At 45.6% G+C, this 22032-nt stretch carries 16 protein-coding genes; 10 read left to right on the forward strand and 6 right to left on the reverse strand.

Translation table 11 applies throughout. The annotated features are described in order from the left end of the window. Positions 1–3 precede the first annotated feature (3 nt). Together EJ063_RS09200 and EJ063_RS09205 are read left to right on the forward strand one after the other, a co-directional pair. Entirely contained in the window at positions 4–414 is a 411-nt protein-coding gene (locus tag EJ063_RS09200) for a hypothetical protein (RefSeq protein WP_126574001.1), read from the forward strand. Beyond that, positions 407–1651: a GGDEF domain-containing protein gene (locus EJ063_RS09205; protein ID WP_126574002.1), complete on the forward strand. Its 1245-nt coding sequence runs from the start codon at positions 407–409 to the stop codon at positions 1649–1651. Before EJ063_RS09200 ends, EJ063_RS09205 begins: the two co-directional genes overlap by 8 nt. A gap of 52 nt (positions 1652–1703) precedes the next feature. Here the strand turns inward: EJ063_RS09205 and barA are convergent, their stop codons facing one another. Continuing rightward, positions 1704–4496 (reverse strand): two-component sensor histidine kinase BarA, encoded by a 2793-nt coding sequence (barA, locus tag EJ063_RS09210; protein ID WP_126574003.1) that lies wholly within the window; start codon positions 4494–4496, stop codon positions 1704–1706. A gap of 176 nt (positions 4497–4672) precedes the next feature. On the opposite strand from barA, the gene rlmD reads away from it, so the two are divergent. The 5 genes from rlmD (at position 4673) to eno (ending at position 12582) form a co-directional block, all read left to right on the forward strand. Beyond that, positions 4673–5992 (forward strand): 23S rRNA (uracil(1939)-C(5))-methyltransferase RlmD, encoded by a 1320-nt coding sequence (rlmD, locus tag EJ063_RS09215; RefSeq protein WP_126574004.1) that lies wholly within the window; start codon positions 4673–4675, stop codon positions 5990–5992. A 72-nt stretch (positions 5993–6064) separates the two neighbouring features. Further along, a complete protein-coding gene (gene relA, locus EJ063_RS09220; RefSeq protein ID WP_126574005.1) occupies positions 6065–8284 on the forward strand; it encodes a GTP diphosphokinase in 2220 nt (739 codons plus the stop codon). 322 nt (positions 8285–8606) lie between these two features. After that, on the forward strand, positions 8607–9419 hold the full coding sequence (gene mazG, locus EJ063_RS09225) for a nucleoside triphosphate pyrophosphohydrolase (RefSeq protein WP_126574006.1): 813 nt from the start codon (positions 8607–8609) through the stop codon (positions 9417–9419). Between the two features lie 146 nt (positions 9420–9565). Then, positions 9566–11206, forward strand: a complete 1641-nt coding sequence (gene pyrG, locus EJ063_RS09230; RefSeq protein WP_126574007.1) for a CTP synthase — start codon at positions 9566–9568, stop codon at positions 11204–11206. Positions 11207–11283: 77 nt separating this feature from the next. After that, the gene (gene eno / locus EJ063_RS09235) at positions 11284–12582 is read left to right on the forward strand and encodes a phosphopyruvate hydratase (RefSeq protein WP_126574008.1); all 1299 of its coding nucleotides are present in this window, start codon (positions 11284–11286) and stop codon (positions 12580–12582) included. Between the two features lie 299 nt (positions 12583–12881). Here eno and EJ063_RS09240 read toward each other — a convergent pair whose 3' ends face one another. Then, a complete protein-coding gene (locus EJ063_RS09240; RefSeq protein ID WP_126574009.1) occupies positions 12882–14093 on the reverse strand; it encodes a multifunctional CCA addition/repair protein in 1212 nt (403 codons plus the stop codon). A gap of 88 nt (positions 14094–14181) precedes the next feature. On the opposite strand from EJ063_RS09240, the gene EJ063_RS09245 reads away from it, so the two are divergent. Both EJ063_RS09245 and EJ063_RS09250 read left to right on the forward strand, forming a co-directional pair. Further along, positions 14182–15801: an ExeA family protein gene (locus EJ063_RS09245; protein ID WP_126574010.1), complete on the forward strand. Its 1620-nt coding sequence runs from the start codon at positions 14182–14184 to the stop codon at positions 15799–15801. Next, complete coding sequence (locus EJ063_RS09250; RefSeq protein WP_126574011.1) at positions 15794–16546, forward strand: general secretion pathway protein GspB; 753 nt, start codon at positions 15794–15796, stop codon at positions 16544–16546. The genes EJ063_RS09245 and EJ063_RS09250 overlap by 8 nt, the downstream gene beginning before the upstream one ends. 52 nt (positions 16547–16598) lie before the next feature. On the opposite strand, the gene EJ063_RS09255 is transcribed toward EJ063_RS09250, so the two are convergent. From EJ063_RS09255 to EJ063_RS09265, 3 genes are all read right to left on the reverse strand, one after another. Continuing rightward, entirely contained in the window at positions 16599–17210 is a 612-nt protein-coding gene (locus tag EJ063_RS09255) for a TIGR04211 family SH3 domain-containing protein (RefSeq protein ID WP_126574012.1), read from the reverse strand. Between the two features lie 178 nt (positions 17211–17388). After that, a complete protein-coding gene (locus EJ063_RS09260) occupies positions 17389–18648 on the reverse strand; it encodes an inorganic phosphate transporter (RefSeq protein ID WP_126574261.1) in 1260 nt (419 codons plus the stop codon). Between the two features lie 130 nt (positions 18649–18778). Next, complete coding sequence (locus EJ063_RS09265; RefSeq protein WP_167469895.1) at positions 18779–19459, reverse strand: TIGR00153 family protein; 681 nt, start codon at positions 19457–19459, stop codon at positions 18779–18781. 206 nt (positions 19460–19665) lie between these two features. On the opposite strand from EJ063_RS09265, the gene EJ063_RS09270 reads away from it, so the two are divergent. Continuing rightward, positions 19666–21183 carry a CYTH and CHAD domain-containing protein gene (locus EJ063_RS09270; RefSeq protein ID WP_126574014.1) on the forward strand — a complete coding sequence of 506 codons (1518 nt, stop codon included), beginning with the start codon at positions 19666–19668 and terminating at the stop codon, positions 21181–21183. Between the two features lie 34 nt (positions 21184–21217). Here the strand turns inward: EJ063_RS09270 and EJ063_RS09275 are convergent, their stop codons facing one another. Then, the gene (locus EJ063_RS09275; RefSeq protein WP_126574015.1) at positions 21218–21973 is read right to left on the reverse strand and encodes a potassium channel family protein; all 756 of its coding nucleotides are present in this window, start codon (positions 21971–21973) and stop codon (positions 21218–21220) included. Positions 21974–22032: the final 59 nt, after the last annotated feature.

A 22032-nucleotide genomic window follows, 5' to 3' on the forward strand; every position in this document is an offset into this window, starting at 1 on the left:
AACATGAGAAGTTTTAGCCTCTGTTTATTGTTAATGACCACTCAAGCTTTTGCCGATATCTACGTTGTTGTCAGTGAAAAGAGCCCAATGAGCCACTTCGAGATAGAAGAGGTTGCTGATGTCTATTTAGGGAGAAAGAAGACCTTAGGATCGACTTATGTGGATCAGGTTTTGGATCGTACAGGAGAGGATCGCAAGCGTTTCTTTAGCGCTGTGACCAATATGACAGAAAGCCAAGTCAACGCGTATTGGGCGAAGCTCAAATTCTCTGGCAGCATGCGAGCACCAGATAAAGTCTCATCCGATCAAGGGATGCTTGAGAAGATCATAGAGAACCCTCAAGCCATTGGCTATATGACAAAGGAGCCGCCGGCAAGCTCTGGGGTTAGGGTAGGGCTGCATATCCATGAGTAGAACGAAGCTGACCTCACTTTCCACCAAGCTACTTAAAATCATTACGATCTTAGCAATGTTCTATCTCGTCCTGATCCTATTGGTGATGATTCCTTTCGGTTTTGTTCAAGCGGATCGCGATCATAAAGATCTAGAAAAAAAGTTAGTACTTTCTTTGTCTGGATCGGCGGCGATTGCGTTGTACGTTAATAATGCGGAAATTGCTGACGAAGTCATCTCCGCTTTGTTACTCCATGAAGAAATTGATGCGGTTCGACTTGAAGGAGATGACGGTATTTCGTTTTCTTCTAATCAGTTAATCCTAGAGCAGAAGCAGTGGGCGCTATCAAACGTCTATCGTCTCTATTCACCCACCGACGGAAAACCATTAGGCAAGCTCTATATTCACAACAACTCTGCGGCGTTGCAGGAAACGGCGCTGAAACAAGTCTTTAATCAGGTGATGTTTATTTTAATCCAGTTCCTGATTACCGTCGTGACCTTAGTTATGGTGTTTAAGCGCATTATAGGTCGGCCTTTGTCTGAACTATCAGAAGCGCTCAACACGACCACTCCGGAAGAGGCCAAGAAAATTCCAGTGGATATCGAGAATAAAACCAATGAACTCGGTGTGGTCATACATAGTGTGAACACCTTTATTGAGAACTCCCGTCAAGCCATTCAAAGAGAAAGAGAATTGCGCGCTCAAATAGAGCATTGGGAGCATTACTATCGAAACATGGCTGAACAAGATTTTTTAACTGGGATTAAAAACCGTTTAGGCTGTGAAAAGTATTTAGAACAAGCATCGCGTTCTAGTCAGTTTATTGCTTTATTACTGGTTGATTTGGATGGCTTTAAGGCGATTAATGATACCTATGGGCACGCCGCAGGGGATATGATTTTAAATGAGATTGCGAATCGATTTTCAGAGATCCAATCCAACAGCAACATCCCGGGTGTTGTAGGCCGGATGGGGGGCGATGAATTTGTTATTTACTTGGTACTACAAAAAAATGACCATCAACTCTTGAGTCGAATTGCGCAGCAAGCCGTTGAGTCAGCTAATCAGCCCATGACTTACAAGGCGCAAACTGTCCAAGTTGGGTGCAGTATCGGTGTTGCGGTTCAACCTAGCCAAGGAGTGGAAATTGAAAAACTGCTTCATAGAGCTGATCAGGCAATGTACCAAGTGAAGCAACAAGGGAAAAACCATTTCCATTTTTACAATGGCTCTTATTCAACAAAGGCGCATTAATACACTTTGATTAATGCGCCTCAAGTCAGCTGTGCTTTGGTGGAAGCGTTATCTAATTGTTGTCGAGGTAAGGCTTTGCACTTGCTACAACCTTTTCCATTTCATCTTGCAGCTCGAACAGTTCTGGCTCAACATCTTCAATACTTGCTCCTGAGCGGAGTTGTTTCTCTATGGTGGCACACACGCTCTTCAACCTAGGCACGCCACAGTATGAACTGCTGCCATGCAGTTTATGAACGTGATGAATGAGCTGCTCGATATCAAAATGATCATCTTCCAGTGCGCCATCGACAATCGCATTCACTTCAGGGATGTAATCCACCAACATTTGCAGCATATCTTTGGCTAAATCTTCTTTGTTTGCCGACTGCTTTAAGGCCGCCTGCCAATCAATGATGATGTTCGAATACTCTTCTTGTGCTGTTGGTTCTGGCTGGTGGTCTAATGTTACTGAAGTATTCGCGAGATCGAGCTTTTCTAGATCTTGTTCATTCGTATGCGGATTCCAGTGCATCAGCACTTGCTGTAAGACATGCTCTTCAATGGGCTTGGTGAGGTAATCGTCCATACCAGCGTCAAGCAGACGGTCTCGCTCGCCACTCATCGCGTGCGCAGTCACCGCGATGACCGGTGTGTTGGCATTGAGTGCCAGTTTCTTGATTTCACTGCACGCGGTGACTCCATCCATTTGTGGCATTTGAATGTCCATCAAGATGATATCAAAGCGCTGTTCTTTGGCTTGTTTCACTGCGTCTAGACCATTGGTACAAGTCACGACTTTCTCGACACGCTCATGAAGCAATGCACTGATCAGTTTCAAGTTCGCTGGGTTGTCATCGACCGCCATCACCGTGAGCGGCAGCGTTTCATCATTGACTGATTGGGTTTCAAGTAGAGGGACATTCTCTTGATTTGCCGCTAAGGTTTGCAGAAGTTTTCTGCGTGACAGTGGTTTAGTAATACAGTGAATATGGTATTTCTGAATCAGATGATCAGAGAGTGCCAAGGTCGTACTCGGCGTGCCGACCACAACATTAGAGGCACATCGCATCGCATGCTCGACCCATTGTTGAACGGTTTCCACATCGTTTTCTTTATTCGGCGACAGGTTCAGGAGTACGTAGTCATAGCTTTCAGTTTCATCCGGCAAAGAAGAACGATAGGTGACAATCAATCCTTCTTGAACCAGAGTCTGTTGAATCACAGAGGCGGCTTGCATATTTGGCTCAACCAGAAGAAGAGAGCGTTGCTGTAATGCTTGTGTTTCAATCAGATCGCTAACAGGCATATCGGTAGAGGATAGGCGCAGAGTAAACCAGAAGGTTGAACCTTGGTGGAGGCGACTCGTCAGGCTAATCTCACCGCCCATTTGGCTAACCAGTTTCTGGGTGATGACCAGACCAAGGCCTGTACCACCGTAGCGGCGAGAAATACTAGCATCCGCTTGGCTAAAGGCTTGGAAAAGTTGCGACTGCTGACGTTCAGAAATACCAATACCGGTATCACGAACCATGAATTGCAGTTCAATCGAATCTTCTTTTTGTGAACGCAGCTCAACACTAATATCAATGTTGCCTCGCTCTGTAAACTTGATCGAGTTACCCACAAGGTTGGTTAAAACCTGCTGAATGCGCAGTGGGTCACCGACAAGTCCGGCAGGCACTTTTGGATCTATTTTAAGTGTGAGCTCTAACCCTTTTTCATGGGCGCTGGTGGCCTGTAAGCTCACCACTTCTTCTAGTGACGCTTGGAAATCGAACGGAATGTTTTCTAACGCGAGTTTCCCGGCTTCTAGTTTCGAGAAATCGAGTATGTCGTTGATGATGTTCAGTAAGTTATTGGCTGAACGTTCGATCGTTTGCAAGTAATCGGTTTGACTATTGGTCAGTGTGGTTTTGAGCATTTGGCGGGTAAAGCCAATCACGCCATTAAGTGGTGTTCGCAACTCATGGGACATATTCGCTAAGAATTCAGATTTCACACGTGCCGCCTCTTGGGCACGTTTCTTCGCGATGTCTAACTCAACGTTCTGAATTTCTAACTGCTCTAAGGTTTCTCGCAGGTCAGATGTTGCTTGGTCGATACTATGCTGCATTTCAACGTGATACTCAGAGAGCGACACCGCCATCGAGTTGATACCGTTTTTCAAAGAGTCGAGCTCACCATGCATCTTCCCTTCGATACGAACATCAAGATGGCCTCGGCGAATACGGTCGACCATGTTTTTCATGTGAGAGATTGGTCGAGTCACATCGTGCATCAAGCGAAATGCGAATACGGCAGATAACCCTAAGCCAATCAGCAACACTAAGAAAGCAGAGAAAATCTCTTGGTACTGTTGCAGTCGCAATGACGAGAGATCAAGCTCAATGGCGATATAACCAAGCGCTGGATTGTTGCCTTGCCCCTCTCCTGTGGCTGCGAAGCTAGACTCTGCAATGACAGGTGCGCGTAATATCAGGGTATTTTCTTGCAGATCGGAACTGACAAGCAATGGAATTGGCTCATTACGCGGAAAGGTTAGCAATTCAAAGTTGGGGTGGAAGTTTGAGGTAACGAACAGCTCGTGATTGTAGTCAAACACCGCGATACTGCGGACAAACTGGGAGTTCTTACGATGTGCGTAGCTGATGATACGGCGCACCGATTCGCGGCTGTTATTTTTGAGACCATCTTCGCTGGCGATCGCTAGGGGCTCAATAATACTCAGGCCAGAGTTGATGACCTGCTTTTCAAGATCGTGATAGCGGTTGAACGAGAAAAAGGCACTGAGCAGCAGCCCAATAATAAGCGTTGGCGCTAAGGTTAGCGTAATAACGCGGGCACGTAAGCCATATCTTGTCATTATTGTCTAAACATCGTGGTGTGGATATGGGAAAATAACTTCCATATAACAGAAGCCGTCGAATTACTTAGCATAATCAACTCAGTCGGCTCAGACAATGATTCAAGTATAAAAGCTTGGAATCGAACAGCAATTCGAGCAATAGGCCGCAAGGTCATCAAACATAGGCACAAAACATGGCGCGTTTTTTCCAACCGAAGAAGAAAACTCAACTCAATACCAAGCATCAGTCTTTTACGATTGAAAAGTTGGATCACCATGGTGCAGGGATGGCCTACCAAAACAAAAAACCAGTTTTCATTGAGGGGGCGCTACCCGGTGAGCAAGTACTTGCTCAATTGACTGAGAGCAAAAGTAAGTTCTCTCGTGCAAACCTGATTAAAATTCAGAAAACCAGTGAGCAACGTATCAAGCCATTCTGCTCTCATTACCAAGAGTGCGGTGGTTGTAATATGCAGCACTTAGGTTTAGAGGCTCAGCAGGATTATAAACAGCAAACTCTCAGCCAATTGATGAGTAAATTCGCCGGCCAACGAATCGCATTGGAAGCGCCTGTATTGAGCGAGTCTAAAGCGTATCGACGCCGTGCTCGTATTAGCTTGAAGTTCAATAAAAAAACACGTCAGCTCGAGTTTGGTTTCCGCAAAAAACAGAGTAAAGACATTGTCACGGTTGATCATTGCCCGGTATTGGATAACGATCTTGATGCTTTGCTGACACCATTGCACCAATTGCTTGCTAATTTTTCACATCAAGACAGTTTAGGTCATGTGGAGTTGGTGAAAGGCGACAATACCAAAGTGATTGTCTTACGCCATTTGAAAGCATTGAAAGAGGAAGACCAGCAGGCATTGGAAGCATTTGCTCAGCAGCATCAAGCAACGTTGTACCTTATGCCTGAAACCGATCAGCTGAATCGAGTCGTGGGTAACTCTGCGCATTACACGGAAGCGGGTGTGACCATCCCATTTGAACCAAATAACTTTATTCAGGTCAATCAAGGGGTCAATCAATCAATGGTTGAACAGGCTCTTAACTGGTTGTCGCTTAGTGAAAACGATCGCGTACTCGACTTATTTTGTGGTTTAGGCAACTTTAGCTTGCCGATCGCTCAGAAAGTACGAAGTGTGATTGGCGTGGAAGGTGTCGATGTGATGGTTGAGAAAGCGAGCGAGAATGCCGCGCTTAACCAAATCGAAAACGCGCGCTTTTATCAGGCGAACCTTGAGCAAGATTTCTCTGGTCAGCTTTGGGCTGAGGAAAAATTTGATAAAATCCTGCTCGATCCAGCACGAGCTGGAGCGAGTGGCATCATTGAACACATTTCTCAACTCGGAGCCTCACGAGTTGTGTATGTTTCGTGTAATCCTGCTACCCTTGCAAGGGATTCACAGAGCTTGCTAAATCAAGGCTACAAGTTACAAAAATTAGGTATGCTCGATATGTTTCCGCATACCAGTCATTTAGAATCAATGGCACTATTTGTAAAGGATTAAGCGAACTTGCCCTACATGAACATAGTGACTGTAGGGCGGGTCGAATATAAAAAGAATAACAGGACGAAAATAATGGTTGCGGTAAGAAGCGCACATTTAAATCAAGACGAACAGTTTGAGCTAGATAAATGGATTGCTAGCCTAGGACAAGAACCAAAAGTCGCAAAGCGCCTAAAAGAAGTTTACTTACGTGGTGAATCGATCTTAGAAGGGAACGAACAAGGCTCGCTATTGTTGTGGCGTGGTCGAGAGATGATCGAAATTCTCATCACCCTTTCAATGGATAAAGCCACGTTAGTTGCTGCTCTGTTGTTCCCACTGGTCTCAAGTGGCGCCTATGACAGAGAGCAGTTTGAAGAAGACTTCGGTCAAGAAACCATAAAACTGATTGATGGCGTTGAAGAGATGGCGGCTTTAGGCCAGCTAAACGTCACAATGGAAGGCAGTGCGGCTTCTGCTCAAGTGGATAATGTTCGCCGCATGCTCCTTGCGATGGTGGATGATTTCCGTTGTGTCATCATTAAGCTTGCAGAACGAATTGCTAACCTTGTTGAAGTAAAACAAGCGCCAGAAGAAGTTCGCCAAGCGGCCGCGAAAGAGTGTGCCAACATTTATGCGCCTCTGGCTAACCGTCTTGGTATCGGTCAGCTGAAATGGGAAATGGAAGACTACGCATTCCGTTACCAACAACCTGACACCTACAAACAAATCGCTAAGCAGCTTTCTGAGCGCCGTATTGTTCGCGAGCAGTATATTACCGACTTTGTTGATGACTTAACGTCAGAAATGAAGGCTTCTTCTATCAATGCAGAAGTGAGCGGTCGTCCTAAACACATCTACAGTATCTGGCGCAAAATGCAGAAAAAAGGTCTCGCTTTTGACGAGCTCTTTGACGTACGCGCCGTGCGTATTATTGCTGATAAGCTGCAAGACTGTTATGCCGCACTAGGGACAGTTCACACCAAATACAAGCACCTCCCAAGTGAATTTGATGACTATGTGGCTAACCCGAAGCCCAATGGTTATCAGTCGATCCACACCGTTATTCTAGGCCCTGAAGGCAAAACCATCGAGATCCAGATTCGTACCAAAGATATGCACGAAGACTCTGAGCTTGGGGTAGCCGCGCACTGGAAATACAAAGAAGGTGGCGGCGGTCGCAGTGGTTACGACGAGAAGATCACTTGGCTACGTAAGCTGCTTGATTGGCAAGAAGAGATGTCAGATTCAGGCGAAATGCTTGATGAAGTTCGAAGCCAGGTGTTTGATGACCGAGTGTATGCGTTTACGCCACGTGGTGATGTGGTCGATCTACCTATGGGTGCTACTCCTCTCGATTTTGCTTACCACATCCACTCTATGGTTGGTCACCGTTGTATTGGTGCCAAAGTGGCAGGCCGTATCGTTCCGTTCACTCATAAGCTAGCAATGGGCGATCAAGTTGAGATCATCACAGCCAAAGAGCCAAACCCATCGCGCGACTGGTTGAACCCATCCACTGGCTTCGTTACCTCTGGTCGTGCTCGTGCCAAGATCAACGCATGGTTCCGCGCTCAAAGCCGCGAAAAGAACCTCGAAGCGGGGCGTGAGATTCTAGAGCAAGAGCTAACCAGGATTGGTGCAACGCTAAAAGATGCCGAGCAATATGGTCTTAAGCGTTTCAACATGAATACGCCTGACGAGCTTTATGTCGGGGTTGGCAGCGGTGATTTGCGTATTAACCAAATCATCAACCACATCAATGCCCTGGTAAACAAGCCAACAGCGGAAGAAGAAGATCAGCAAGCATTAGAGAAACTTCAGGAAGCGGGAAATAAAGCGCCAGCGCAAAGCCGACCGAAGAAAGATGCGGTTGTGGTTGAAGGTGTCGATAACCTGATGACGCATCTAGCACGTTGTTGTCAGCCAATCCCAGGCGATGACATCGCAGGCTACATTACTCAAGGCCGAGGCATCTCTGTTCACCGCGCTGACTGTGAGCAGCTAGAAGAGCTTCGTCATCACGCGGCAGAACGTATCATTGATACTGTATGGGGTAGTGGCTTTGTTGGTTCATATATTTTGACAGTACGTGTCGAAGCAATGGAACGCAGTGGGTTACTAAAAGATGTAACCACCTTGTTTGCCAATGAAAAAATCAAAGTCACCAGTATGAAGAACCGTGTTGATTACCGTACACAAATGTCGATCATGGACTTTGATTTAGAAGTGACGAACGTTGAAATCTTAACTCGAGTGTCTAAGCGTGTTGAGCAAATCAAGGATGTAATGAGCGTTAAACGCCTAGGCTAACTTTCACGTTGTACTTGTCACTTTTACTGCGTTAACTGCGTTTTCTTGCTCCATCACATAGGCGAGCTATGCTCAGGAGTCGCGAAAACTTGTTGCCTTGTTAAAGTAACAATTACTTAGTGAAAGCAAAAATGAATGCTGTCATTCCCTACAGTGAGGAACGAACGTGATAGGGAATCTCTTAAAGTAATGAGAGACCTCTAAGTCGTTCAGGCTTGCTGTGAAAGATGACAGACAAAATTAAAGGTGAGTGGTTTAGGCTGCTCACCTTTTTATTTGAATGAAAGTTCTTTAGATAAATGATTTAAAGGAAGATTTGAAAATGAGTCACCCAATCGAACAGTTAGAACAGATCATGACCAAGTTACGTGACCCAGAAAGTGGTTGCCCGTGGGATATCAAGCAAAGCTTTGACACCATCGTGCCGTATACCATCGAAGAAACTTATGAAGTGGTCGATGCGATTCAAAACCGCGACTGGTCGAATCTCAAAGAAGAGTTGGGTGATCTACTCTTCCAAGTTATCTTTTACAGCCAAATGGCGAAAGAGCAGGGTTTGTTTGATTTTTCCGAAGTGGTAGAAAGCGTCAATGAAAAATTAACTCGACGTCATCCTCACGTGTTTTCTGATACCAAATTTGAGAATGATGAGCAAATAAATGCCAATTGGGAAGCGGAAAAAGCCAAAGAGAAAGCCAAAGTAGGCAAACAAGAACAAAGTATTCTAGACTCAGTACCAGCTTCACTACCGGCGCTTTCTCGTGCTACAAAAATACAGAAAAAGTGTGCCAAGTTTGGCTTTGATTGGGACTCATTGGGCCCAGTGGTCGGCAAGGTTCAAGAAGAAATCGAAGAGGTGATGGAAGAGGCGCTGCAAGTTTCCGTTGATGAGAATAAAGTTGAATTGGAACTTGGCGATTTACTCTTTGCTACCGTAAATTTGGCAAGGCATTTGGGTAAAGACCCTGAAGTGGCTCTGGCTAAAGCCAATTTGAAGTTTTCCAGACGTTTCAAAGGCGTTGAGGCGATAGTGGCAGAGCAAGGTAAGCAACTGACTGATTTCAATCTAGAACAATTAGACAGTTTCTGGGATGAAGTGAAAGCGAATGAAGCGTTAGAGAAAAGAGTCGAATAACGCGAGACTCGAATTTGATTTGAAGCAAAAAATAAAAAATTGCAGTGTGATAGATTTCACGTTGTAGCGGAAAAGGGCTTCTGGTATATTTATATCCCGTCCAGAAGAAATCCATTTTCCCTCATTCAACCAATTTCAGGTTAAACATGACGACAAATTACATTTTTGTTACTGGCGGGGTTGTATCCTCTCTAGGTAAAGGTATTGCAGCAGCATCTCTTGCGGCTATTCTAGAAGCTCGTGGTCTTAAAGTGACTATGATGAAGCTTGACCCTTACATTAACGTTGACCCAGGCACTATGAGCCCAACTCAACACGGTGAGGTGTTCGTCACGGAAGATGGCGCTGAAACTGACCTTGACCTTGGTCACTATGAGCGTTTCATTCGCACCAAGATGTCCAAGCGCAACAACTTCACTGCAGGTCGTGTTTACTCAGACGTTCTAGCGAAAGAGCGTCGCGGTGATTACCTAGGTGCAACAATTCAGGTTATCCCTCACATCACTAACGCAATCAAAGATCGTGTAATTTCTGGCGCTGAAGGCCATGATGTTGCGATCGTTGAAGTAGGTGGTACGGTTGGTGATATCGAATCTCTACCATTTATGGAAGCGATTCGTCAGCTAGCTGTAGAACTAGGCCGTGAACGCGCAATGTTCATGCACCTTACTCTAGTTCCTTACCTAGCCGCTGCAGGTGAAGTGAAAACTAAGCCGACTCAGCATTCTGTTAAAGAACTGCTATCTATCGGTATCCAGCCAGACATCCTAGTTTGTCGTAGCGATCGCATGATCCCAGCGAACGAACGTAAGAAGATTGCTCTATTCTGTAATGTTCAGGAAAAAGCAGTTATCTCAATGAAGGACGTAGATTCCATCTACAAGATCCCTCAACTTATCAAAGCTCAAGGTCTTGATGATCTTGTATGTGCTCGTTTCGGCATTGACGCTCCTGAAGCTAACTTGTCTGAATGGGAACAAGTAATCTACGAAGAAGCGAACCCAACGGGTGAAGTAACGATCGGTATGGTTGGTAAGTACATTGAACTACCAGACGCATACAAGTCAGTGAACGAAGCGCTGAAACACGCAGGTCTTAAGAACCGTCTAAGCGTGAAGATCAAGTACGTAGATTCACAAGATGTTGAGTCAAAAGGTGACGAAGCACTTCAAGGTCTTGACGCAATTCTAGTTCCTGGTGGCTTTGGTGACCGTGGCGTAGAAGGTAAGATCCTTGCTGCAAAATTCGCACGTGAAAACAAAGTACCTTACCTAGGTATCTGTCTAGGTATGCAAGTGGCACTGATCGAATACGCACGTAACGTTGCGGGTATGGAAGGTGCACACTCAACAGAATTTAACAAAGAGACGAAGTACCCAGTGGTTGGTCTAATCACTGAGTGGGTTGATGGTGAAGGTAAAGTTGAAGAACGTACTGAAACCTCTGACCTAGGTGGTACTATGCGTCTTGGTTCACAGCTATGTCACCTAGAAAAAGGCACTAAGGCTCGTGAACTTTACGGTAACGCGACAATTCATGAACGTCACCGTCACCGTTACGAAGTGAACAACGTTCTTCGTCCGCAGATTGAAAAAGCAGGTCTGAAAGTATCAGGTCTATCTGCAGACAAGAAACTGGTAGAAGTCATTGAGAACCCAGCTCACCCATGGTTTGTAGCGGCTCAATTCCACCCAGAGTTCACTTCAACACCTCGCGATGGTCACCCATTGTTTGCAGGTTTCGTGAAAGCGGCTGGTGAATATCAACGCGGCGAATTCGAGAAGTAAAGGATACGGGCAGTAGCGTTAGTCGTGCTGCTGCCCTTAATTTTGACATTATATATTCAACGAGAAGGAAACATTCAATGTCTAAGATCGTTAAAGTTCTAGGTCGTGAAATCATCGATTCACGTGGTAACCCAACTGTAGAAGCTGAAGTACACCTAGAAGGCGGTTTCGTAGGTATGGCTGCTGCTCCATCTGGCGCATCAACTGGTTCACGTGAAGCTCTTGAGCTACGTGACGGCGACAAAGCTCGTTTCCTAGGTAAAGGTGTTCTTAAGGCTGTTGAAGCTGTAAACGGCGAAATCGCTGAAGCTCTAGTTGGTAAAGACGCGAAAGATCAAGCTGCAATCGACGCAGTAATGATCGACCTTGACGCTACTGAAAACAAATCTAAGTTCGGCGCAAACGCAATCCTAGCGGTTTCTCTAGCAAACGCTAAAGCTGCAGCTGCTGCTAAAGGCATGCCTTTATACGAGCACATCGCTGAACTAAACGGTACTGCTGGTCAGTTCTCTATGCCTCTACCAATGATGAACATCATCAACGGTGGTGAGCACGCAGACAACAACGTTGACATCCAAGAGTTCATGATCCAACCAGTTGGTGCTAAGACTCTTAAAGAAGGTCTACGTATCGGTGCAGAAGTATTCCACAACCTAGCTAAAGTTCTTAAGTCTAAAGGCTACAGCACTGCAGTTGGTGACGAAGGTGGTTTCGCTCCTAACCTTAAGTCTAACGCTGAAGCTCTAGAAGTTATCGCAGAAGCTGTTGCAGCTGCTGGTTACGAACTAGGTAAAGACGTTACGCTAGCTATGGACTGTGCTGCATCTGAGTTCTTCGACAAAGACGCTGGCATCTACAACATGAAGGGCGAAGGTAAAACTTTCACTTCTGAAGAGTTCAACCACTACCTAGCTGAGCTAGCTAACCAGTTCCCAATCGTTTCTATCGAAGACGGTCTAGACGAGTCTGATTGGGCTGGCTTCAAGCACCAAACTGAACTACTAGGTGACAAGCTTCAACTAGTAGGTGACGATCTATTCGTTACTAACACTAAGATCCTTGCTGAAGGTATCGAGAAAGGCGTAGCTAACTCTATCCTTATCAAGTTCAACCAAATCGGTTCTCTAACTGAGACTCTAGCTGCAATCAAGATGGCTAAAGACGCAGGTTACACAGCAGTAATCTCTCACCGTTCTGGCGAAACTGAAGATGCAACTATCGCTGACCTAGCGGTAGGTACAGCTGCAGGTCAAATCAAGACTGGTTCTATGAGCCGTTCTGACCGTGTTGCTAAGTACAACCAACTTATCCGTATCGAGGAAGCTCTAGGTGAGCGCGCTCCTTTCAACGGTCTTAAAGAAGTTAAAGGTCAGTAATCTCTCGTAGATTATTAATCTAAGCTTTGAATGCCTCGCTTATGCGGGGCATTTTTTTGCCTAAAATTCGTCATTCCATAGAGCGACGTAGGAGAGAGTAGGGAATCTTCTCAAACATTCGACTCGCTTTATGAGATCCCCAACTCGTTCGTTCCTCACTCTTGAGGATGACTGGGTCACATTGAGCGTCATTCCATAGAGCGACGTAGGAGAGAGTAGGGAATCTCCTCAAACATTCGACTCGCTTTATGAGACCCCCAACTCGCTCGTCCCTCACTCTTGAGGATTACAGCAGTTGATTAAGCCTCTAGAATAGCCTCAACTCTGCGCTTTTCCATCTCAGTGCGAATATCTGCGCCTTTAAAACCATCTTTGATAATGTCTTGCACATTGACCGCTAAAGCCGCTTGATAAGCGTCAGCGAAGATTTCTCTTTGTGGGTAATCAATCTCTTCATGACCGGTTCGACCACGACTATCAGCCATACAGCACAGCAGAATGTCTTGTAAGCGTTCCGGCTTGCGCCACACATCGAACTTATTGAGCACTTTGAGTTTGGTCTCAGGGCGAAGTTCAGCCGCTCGATGAATATTAGAGTGCTGTTCGCACACCATTAAAGCTAAATCGCGAAATTCGTTAGGGACACGTACTCGCTCACATAACGCTTTAATGATTTTTAGACCGGTATGGCAATGAAGTTTATGGCTAGGCCATTCTGATTCAGGCGTAATGCCTTTGCCCAAATCATGCACTTGAGCGGCAAAACGTACGGCTAGAGAATTACTTAACTTAGCCGCTTGCTCAGCTACCAACAGGGTATGAAGTCCCGTATCAATCTCTGGATGCCACTTTTCCGGTTGAGGCACACCAAACAATGCATCAAGCTCTGGCAGGACAACCTTTAATGCATCGCAGTCTCGAAGTACTTTTAAGAATGTTTGTGGGCTTTGGGTTGAGAGAGACTTATGCCACTCTTGCCACACGCGCTCTGGCGTTAGGTGAGTCAATTCGCCAGAATCGGCGATCTCACGCATTAAACTCAAGGTTTCAGGTGCAACGGTAAAGCCTAAATGATCGAGCTTAGCGGCAAAGCGAGCCACACGCAGCACGCGCAGAGGATCTTCGGTGAATGCATCAGAGACATGACGTAATACGCGATCTTGAAGATCTTGCTGCCCACCAAAGGGATCAATAACATTTCCTTCAGCGTCTTGAGCCATGGCGTTGATCGTTAAGTCACGGCGCAGCAGGTCTTCTTCTAGGGTAACATCCGCAGCGAAGTAACATTCAAAGCCGGTATAACCTTGGCCGACCTTGCGCTCAGTACGAGCGAGGGCATGTTCTTCTTTTGTCTTTGGGTGAAGGAACACGGGAAAATCTTTTCCGACCGCTGTGTAGCCTTTATCGAGCAGTTTATGAGGCGTAGATCCAACCACAACCCAGTCTCTGTCGTAGACGTTAATATTTAGCAGTTGATCGCGGACTGCGCCACCGACAAGGTATCTTTGCACCGAGTGATCCCTTTTCTTGATAATGCCATTGGCTAATAGAGCCAGCAATGGTACTTTTCTTAGCAGCAAATTCCCAGAGACGAGACGTATGTATCAACAACATTTTGCACTAACAGAGTTGCCCTTTTCGATTGTGCCTAACTCTCGTTTCCTTTACCAAAGCCGCCGCCATAAAGAGGCCATCTTCCAAATCCAGGCGGGGTTAGGCGAAGGCGGTGGTTTTGCTATGTTGACTGGCGAGGTTGGTACCGGAAAAACCACCATCGCTAAATCCATACTGAAAACTTTAGCAGAGACAACTCGTGCTGGGCTTATTCTTAATCCAACCTTCTCCAATCATGAGTTGCTCGAAGCGATTTGTGATGAGTTTGATTTGATTTATGAGCCACAATCTTCTTTAAAGCAGCTCAATCAACAGATTCATCAATTCTTACTAGATAACCACGCTAAACGCATTCAAACGTTATTGGTGATTGATGAAGCGCAACATCTTTCTGCAGATGTATTGGAGCAGCTGCGTCTCTTGACTAACCTAGAGACAGAGAGCCAAAAGCTGCTCAAAGTACTCTTGATTGGTCAGCCGGAGCTGCAACAAAAGCTCAAGATGCCTCAGTTACGTCAACTTGCTCAGAGAATGACGGGGCGCTACCACCTTCTTCCGCTTAATCAGGATGAAACGCGTGATTACGTCAAGTTTCGACTGACTTTAGCTGGTGGCTCCCCGGAGTTATTTTCCGCACCATCGATAAAATATATCGCCAAGCACACGACGGGGATTCCACGCCTGATCAATTTGGTGTGTGATGCGAGCTTAAAGCAAGCTTATAGCTTAGGTGAGTCACAGCCGTCGAATGCTACGGTACAAGCCGCTTGCGACGATGTAATGAGTTTTCAAACAGGCTCAGTGAATCCTCCTCAAACGGCGGTTCGTCATTCGTTTTCGATAAGACCATTAGCCGTCGCTTCAGTTATGGGAGCGATACTTGCCGCAGGCGCTTATTTCTATACGCCAACGTTAGTGACGCCTTGGGTCATTGCATCCGTTCATCAACAATACCCTCAAGTCGAGAGTCTCACACAAGATAAGTTGGTTTTCCCTAGTGAGGTCAAGGCATTGCTGAATCAAGGCATTAGCCTAGAAGGGGGGATCTCAGAACTTTATCAAGTATGGGGGTATAAAGCTTCGGTACTCGATCAGCTTTGTTTGGATGAAAATGACAGTTTGTTTCGTTGCCAACGTTCACAAGCTAACTTAACTGAGTTGGTTCAAATAAATCGCCCTGTGTTGCTAACGTTGGACATCGATGGGCAGCCGCGTTATGCGGTGCTTTATTCAGTCTCGAATCAGAATGTCGAGCTGTTCATCAATGGCCAGCTAGTGATATTTGAGCGCGATTGGCTGTCATCCGTTTGGCAGGGGCAATATCGCCACATTTGGCAAAGCCGATGGAACGAAACTTTGAAAGAGGGAATGAGAGGTGAACCGATCGCTCTGTTGGATAGAACCTTGTCCAAGGTACTCGGAGAGCCAGATTCAAGCAACAATCTCTTTGATGCAGAATTGAAACGCAAAGTGGAGCTGTTTCAACGTTGGCAAGGATTAACGGTCGATGGGATCGCAGGTCACCGGACTTTACGGATTTTAGAAGAACTCGCTCAGCAAGATGCGCCAACCTTGCAGCGCGTAGAGGAGAATTCAAATGTCTAAAGTGATGCAAGCGTTAGATCAGTCTGAGCGACTCAATCAATCTTTACATCGCTCAACACACTCTGCGCATCCGCTATCTTTACCGGCGGCGCAGTCATCATCTTCGTGGCTTAATGTGTTGGCAGTCATCTTACCTCCTATTCTTGTCGGTGGGGGGATGACCTATCAGACCTACCATGACTATCTCGCAGCTTGGCGAACAGACAACATTGCAGAGACGATCTTGGTTGAAAAACCATTCGAATTTAACGTAGTCTCAGCGCCAGACTTTGGCAGGCTAGCAACAACCTATAAAGTACAGACAGAGCCGAGTGAGACTTTACTTGAGAGTGTTGTGTCAGCGCCGCAACCAGTGAATAGTGAGCCAGTGTTTGAAAACCAAGACAACAGCGATGATGAGCTTCTTGACGGTCTCGATCTGTCGCAGTTGTCTCCAGAGTTAGCGCAGCGATTTCAATCTGCTCTCACTGAGAAAGTAGAGAGTAAACCAGTAGCGACGAATGCGAGTAACTTAGCGCAGAATGCCGAGCAGTGGTATGGCAAACTGCCCCCTTTGAATTTTCAAACTCACGTGTTCTCGAGTAAGCCGAGTAAACGTTGGGTGAAAGTCAACGGTGTTGAATACAGTCAAGGAGATTGGCTTAATGATGATATCGAACTTGTGGCGATTGAACAGCAATCGTGTTTGATTCGTTTTCAAGGTGAGCTAGTTGAAGTGCCGGCCCTGTATGATTGGCAAGGTTAACAAGCATTAAAAAGGTCGCTCCGGCGACCTTTTTAGTATTCGTATGTTGAGCTTATGACCAGCCTGATGGCGAGCGTTTTCTGCGTGGAATGATATGAGGAAGAATCAAACCAAATAGAAGGCCAAGACCAGCAACACCACCACCGTACATGAAGTATTTCAGCAGTAGGTCGTCTTTTTGTGTGTCGAGCTTAGCACGCAGTTTACGCACTTCTTCTTGAGAGGCTGAGAGCTGCTGACTCATGTCGCTGTAGCCCTGCTCTAGCTCGTTAATTTGACTATTGCGTGTTTCCAGCGAATCCACTAGACCTGCTTTTTCTTGATCAGCATTTGAGCGGGCATTGGCTAATTTCTCTTTCACTTCAGAAAGCTCTTTCTCAAGTTTTGGTAGACGTAACGCCATGCTTTCTTGGTTGCTAATAAAGCGGCTTTCTACCCAACCTTTGCGGCCTTTACTATCTTGAACCTGGGTGTAGCCAGAATCTTTGTTTGTCGAGAGTAGCTTCACTTTATCGCCAGCATCCACACTACCGATAATACGGAATTGATTGCTAGGGCCTGAATGCATGTAAGTAAATAGCTTGTCTGAAATATAACGGTCTTGAGCAAATGCCGCAGGAACAGCAAGCATTGATACTAAAACTAAGCACACCAGTTTTTTCACGGTAAATCCTTTAACAGTCTTAAGGGCTGGAAACCCATAACCCAATATCTTCATTTTTCTAACGTCAAATAGTAAGTAGTTTCGTATCTGACTGCAACAAAGAAGGGAGGCTGAGCCTCCCTTTCTGTGGTTTTGAGTCAATAATAACAGTGAGCTTACAAATCACTGACCTTATTGATTAAGCAAACATTGCTTGGATTGCGTAGAAGAATACCACTGCCAATAGCGCACCTGCTGGTAGCGTTACGATCCAAGAAGCAACGATATTACGAACTACGCCAAGGTTTAGCGCTGCGATACCGCGAGCAAAACCAACACCTAGAACCGCACCAACCAGTGTTTGTGTAGTCGAGATTGGTAGACCAGTACCTGACGCAAGAACAACCGTACATGCTGTCGCTAGCTGAGCAGCGAAACCACGGCTTGGCGTAAGCTCAGTAATGCCAGTACCAACGGTTGCCATTACTTTGTGGCCGAGTGTTGCAAGACCAACAACGATACCAAAGCCGCCAAGAGGTAGAATCCACCAAGCGATAGTGCTCTTACCGGTGATTTCACCCATGTGTTCAACGGTCGATACAACCGCAGATAGAGGGCCAATCGCGTTTGCTACGTCGTTTGAACCGTGAGCAAATGCCATCGCACACGCTGTGATAACCATTAACACGCTGAAAATACCTTCAACGCCAGCAAAACCGTGGTCATCTTCGCGGTTAGAGAATTTCTTCTGAATGTAGAAGTAGCCACCAGCCATCACAAGTGCAGAAACCGCTGCAGCCCACATCCAAGCTTCACCATTTGAAAGGTGTAAGCCAACGTGCTTAAGGCCTTTCTTAATGGTTACCAGAGCGATAACCATGGTTGTGATGAACATGTAGACCGGAACAAAACGCTTTGCGTTGAAGAGCGGTTTTTCTGTATCAAAGATTAAGCGCTGAGCACTGACAAAGATAACGTATGCAAAGAAACCAGAGATAACAGGCGTAATAATCCAGCTACCTACAATACCTTGAACTGAGGCCCAGTCCACGGCTTCTGTACCGACAGACACACACGCAAAACCGATGATCGCACCGATGATTGAGTGAGTGGTTGATACTGGCCAGCCCATATAAGACGCTAGCAATAGCCATGTACCTGCGGCAAGAAGCGCAGACATCATGCCGTAGACAAGAACGTCAGGCTGATGAGCGAATAGGGACGTTTCAATTACACCTTTACGGATAGTGTCGGTTACTTCACCACCTGCTAAATATGCACCCGCAAATTCAAAGATCATCGCAATGATGATTGCTTGTTTTACGGTTAACGCTTTAGAACCTACTGATGTACCCATCGCATTGGCTACATCGTTTGCGCCAATACCGATCGCCATCAGAAAACCGAAAGCGGCTGCAATAATAATCAGGACAGTGCCGTAGTTCGCAAGGATATCCATCGTAATACCTAGTTGTTGATAACAAGCGGAGCAAAATTTAAGCACGACAAACCCCTTCAGCGAGTCAGTATTTATCGCCTAGTAGGGGAGTGTTCGAATTAGATGCTCTTCGTTATTTGGTTAACTTATTTTATGAGCGAGACAACATTACTTCCAGACGCGCACCAACACGTTGCGCCTGATCAGCAATACCACCTACCCACTCTAGAATTTTGTAAAGGAACATCACATCAATAGGATTTAGATCTGCTTCGATAGCCATTAGCTGCTGACGAAGTTGAATCTGCATCGCGTCTGTGTCGTCCTCAATCACATCCAGTTGATGGATCATTTCAGCCACAAGTGTTACTTCACGGCCTTTAAATCCAGTTTCCAATAACTCATCAAGCTCATTGATAACTTTTTGCGCTTGCTCAGCTGCGTCTAAACAACGTTTAACATACGCAATGAAGTTTTCTTGAAGAGGTGCAGGGATAGTCAATTGACGGCCATATACTCGGCCAGCAATGTCTTTTGCAAGGTTTGCGAGTTTGTCTTGCTGCGTTAGTAGCTCCAACATGTCACTACGATCGACAGGCATAAACAAACCACGAGGAAGTTTAAGACGAATTTCGCGCTTTAATACGTCGGCTTCTTTCTCTAGGTGAGAAATCTGTGAACGGATCTCTGCTGCTTTCTCCCAGTCGCCCTTTGAACTGACTTCAAAGAAGTTAACTAGGTGTGAGCAACATTCATTTACACACACAACGTGGCGCTGCAAAGGTTTAATAGGGGACTTTGCAAATAACCCCATAATTGTATTTACTGGCATGGTCATTCAACCCAATTAATATAACCTAAAAACTAACATACACCATTTCATGGTGAAATGTTGAACGATGGCTATAAAGGCGCGCATGTTAACCCATTAAATCACTCATTTAAACTGTTTTAGATCATCATTACGGCGATATTTCTTTCTTGCCGAGTAAGAAAATTGGCAATATCCTGTCTGTATCTGCTTTGAAAGGTATAGCTATGGAAACCGAGATAGAACTGAAGTTTTTTGTTTCTCCTGAATTTTCAGAGACATTACGTAAAAAAATCTCTGAAACCAAAGTACTTCAGCACAGCTGTCGAGAGCTTGGTAACATCTACTTCGATACGCCTGATAACTGGCTGCGTCAGCATGATATTGGCATGCGTATTCGCCGCTTTGATGATGTTTATGTGCAAACAGTAAAGACGTCTGGGCGAGTGGTGGCAGGATTGCACCAAAGACCGGAATACAATGCTGAACACGACAGTGACGATCCGGATTTAACCCTTCATCCTGGTGATATTTGGCCTCAAGGTAAAGATGTTCAAACCTTGCAGTCCGAGCTCACCCCTCTTTTCTCTACCAACTTTACTCGCGAACAGTGGTTGATTGGCATGCCTGATGGGAGCCAAGTCGAAGTGGCATTTGACCAAGGTAAAGTTGAAGCAAAGGGTCAAGAAGATCCGATTTGCGAGGTAGAGCTTGAACTGAAATCGGGTCAAACCGATGCGCTTTTTACTTTGGCCCGTAGCTTCTGTGAAGAAGGCGGCATGCGTTTGGGTAATCTAAGTAAAGCCGCAAAGGGTTATCGCTTAGCAATGGGATACACTGGCGACGAAGTCAAACCTTTGGCCTTAGTGAAGACAGCGAAAAAAGACACGGTTGAATCGTGTTTCATCAACTCGCTCGAACATGCGCTTTCTCATTGGCACTACCATGAGCAGATCTATTCAGAGCGTGACTCAATAGAAGCCTTGTATGAAATCAAACACGCCATCAGTTTTATCCGACAAATTTTAACTGTGTATGGTGGTGTTGTACCACGTCGTGCCAGTGCGATATTGCGCCAAGAACTTAAGTGGTTAGAACAAGATTTAGAGTGGTTGAACGAGTATGACTACCTCGAAGATCTGCTTGAAGACAAAGGTCATGCTTTACGTAAGCTCGATGCGCGTAAATTTCTTGTTGGTGAGCTAAAGCTCATTGAAGAGCAATTGCCAAACCGTGAAGAAGTTTTGGCGTTACTTAACTCAGCTCGTTACACGGGACTTCTACTGGATTTGAGCCGTTGGATCTTAACCCGAGGTTGGCAGCCATTCCTTGACGATAAATCTCGCAACAAGATGGCTCTGACGATTGAACACTTCTCAGTAGAGCAGCTTGATCGCACCTGGGCAGAGCTGATGGAAGCGTTTCCACCAGAGCGAAACTTGACTAGCGAAGATTACATTGAGCAGCAATATCGTTTGATGCGTAATTTGTACACTGGTGTGAGCTTTGCAAGTTTGTACGATTTCGATGAACGAGACAGCTTTCGCCTGCCTTGGAGTGATTTACTTCATGGTACTGATGATTTGCTCAAGCTAAGAACCTTGTCTCAATTGGTCGATAAGCTTGAAGGTGAAGAGCGTGAGCAGCTTGAGAGGTGGTTGGCTCGTCAAGAAAGCTCAATACTGCATGCAATGGAGCAGACTCGTATTATCTGCATCGAAGCAGAGCCTTATTGGCAAGATTAATTCAGTAGACAACGGGAGCCTCAAGCTCCCGTTTTTATTTGCTCTCTTTTTGTTGTTCTAATTTATCAAGTCGTCTGAGTATCTCATCTTGCTTTTCCACTAGCTCGATCAGCAATCGTTCTTTGTTTTCAGCTCGTGAGGTTTGTTTTTTTGTCGGAGAGGTGATCATAGAGGTAACCAAACCTGAAATCATACCGAACAAGCCGACACCACAAATAATCAGCCCCGCAGCCAAAATACGCCCTGCATCGGTGACTGGATAATGATCGCCGTAGCCTACGGTCGAAATTGTCACCAGGGCCCACCACATCGCATCACCACCATCTTGAATGTTGGCATCGGGTGATTGCCCTTCAATAAAGAGCATCATGCTTGAGCCTGCCGTTAATAAAATCACCATCAACAGCAGAATAGAAGCCAGTGTTGTTTCGTGTTTATTATTCAAAAGTTGGCTGATGACGCTTCGACTTGAGCGAATGACTAAGATCACTCTTAATATAGAGAATAGGCGAGCGTATCGTAAGGGTTCGATCATCGGCAGGCTTGCAAGGAAATCGATCCAGTGGCGTTTCATAAATTGCACACGATCTGCAGCGCGGATCAAATCTACGCTTAGCTGTAGGATAAATATGCTACAGATAATGAAGTCGAGGCCGATAAGTACTTGTCGAGTTTCAGAGGTTAAAGGGAAAAATAACAAGCCAGAGATCACAAATAACGCCATAAAAGACAGGATTAGTGACAGTAAACTCATCGGCTTTGTATCGTCTTTGATATCATTCTTTTTCATACGAGGCTCGAAATAAATATAGCGTCTGCATTCAGATGGATAGAGCTTAGGTGGCCTGT

The sequence above is a fragment of the Vibrio aquaticus genome (assembly GCF_003970385.1).
Classification (GTDB): Bacteria; Pseudomonadota; Gammaproteobacteria; order Enterobacterales; family Vibrionaceae; genus Vibrio; species Vibrio aquaticus.

Excerpts from the sequence above, each read along its gene's own strand:
- EJ063_RS09265 (WP_167469895.1), bottom strand. The coding sequence starts at position 19,459 with ATGCCAGTAAATACAATTATGGGGTTATTTGCAAAGTCCCCTATTAAA.
- EJ063_RS09270 (WP_126574014.1), top strand. The coding sequence starts at position 19,666 with ATGGAAACCGAGATAGAACTGAAGTTTTTTGTTTCTCCTGAATTTTCA.
- barA (WP_126574003.1), bottom strand. The coding sequence starts at position 4,496 with ATGACAAGATATGGCTTACGTGCCCGCGTTATTACGCTAACCTTAGCG.
- EJ063_RS09250 (WP_126574011.1), top strand. The coding sequence starts at position 15,794 with ATGTCTAAAGTGATGCAAGCGTTAGATCAGTCTGAGCGACTCAATCAA.
- rlmD (WP_126574004.1), top strand. The coding sequence starts at position 4,673 with ATGGCGCGTTTTTTCCAACCGAAGAAGAAAACTCAACTCAATACCAAG.
- mazG (WP_126574006.1), top strand. The coding sequence starts at position 8,607 with ATGAGTCACCCAATCGAACAGTTAGAACAGATCATGACCAAGTTACGT.
- EJ063_RS09200 (WP_126574001.1), top strand. The coding sequence starts at position 4 with ATGAGAAGTTTTAGCCTCTGTTTATTGTTAATGACCACTCAAGCTTTT.
- relA (WP_126574005.1), top strand. The coding sequence starts at position 6,065 with ATGGTTGCGGTAAGAAGCGCACATTTAAATCAAGACGAACAGTTTGAG.
- pyrG (WP_126574007.1), top strand. The coding sequence starts at position 9,566 with ATGACGACAAATTACATTTTTGTTACTGGCGGGGTTGTATCCTCTCTA.
- EJ063_RS09260 (WP_126574261.1), bottom strand. The coding sequence starts at position 18,648 with ATGGATATCCTTGCGAACTACGGCACTGTCCTGATTATTATTGCAGCC.
- EJ063_RS09245 (WP_126574010.1), top strand. The coding sequence starts at position 14,182 with ATGTATCAACAACATTTTGCACTAACAGAGTTGCCCTTTTCGATTGTG.
- eno (WP_126574008.1), top strand. The coding sequence starts at position 11,284 with ATGTCTAAGATCGTTAAAGTTCTAGGTCGTGAAATCATCGATTCACGT.
- EJ063_RS09275 (WP_126574015.1), bottom strand. The coding sequence starts at position 21,973 with ATGAAAAAGAATGATATCAAAGACGATACAAAGCCGATGAGTTTACTG.
- EJ063_RS09205 (WP_126574002.1), top strand. The coding sequence starts at position 407 with ATGAGTAGAACGAAGCTGACCTCACTTTCCACCAAGCTACTTAAAATC.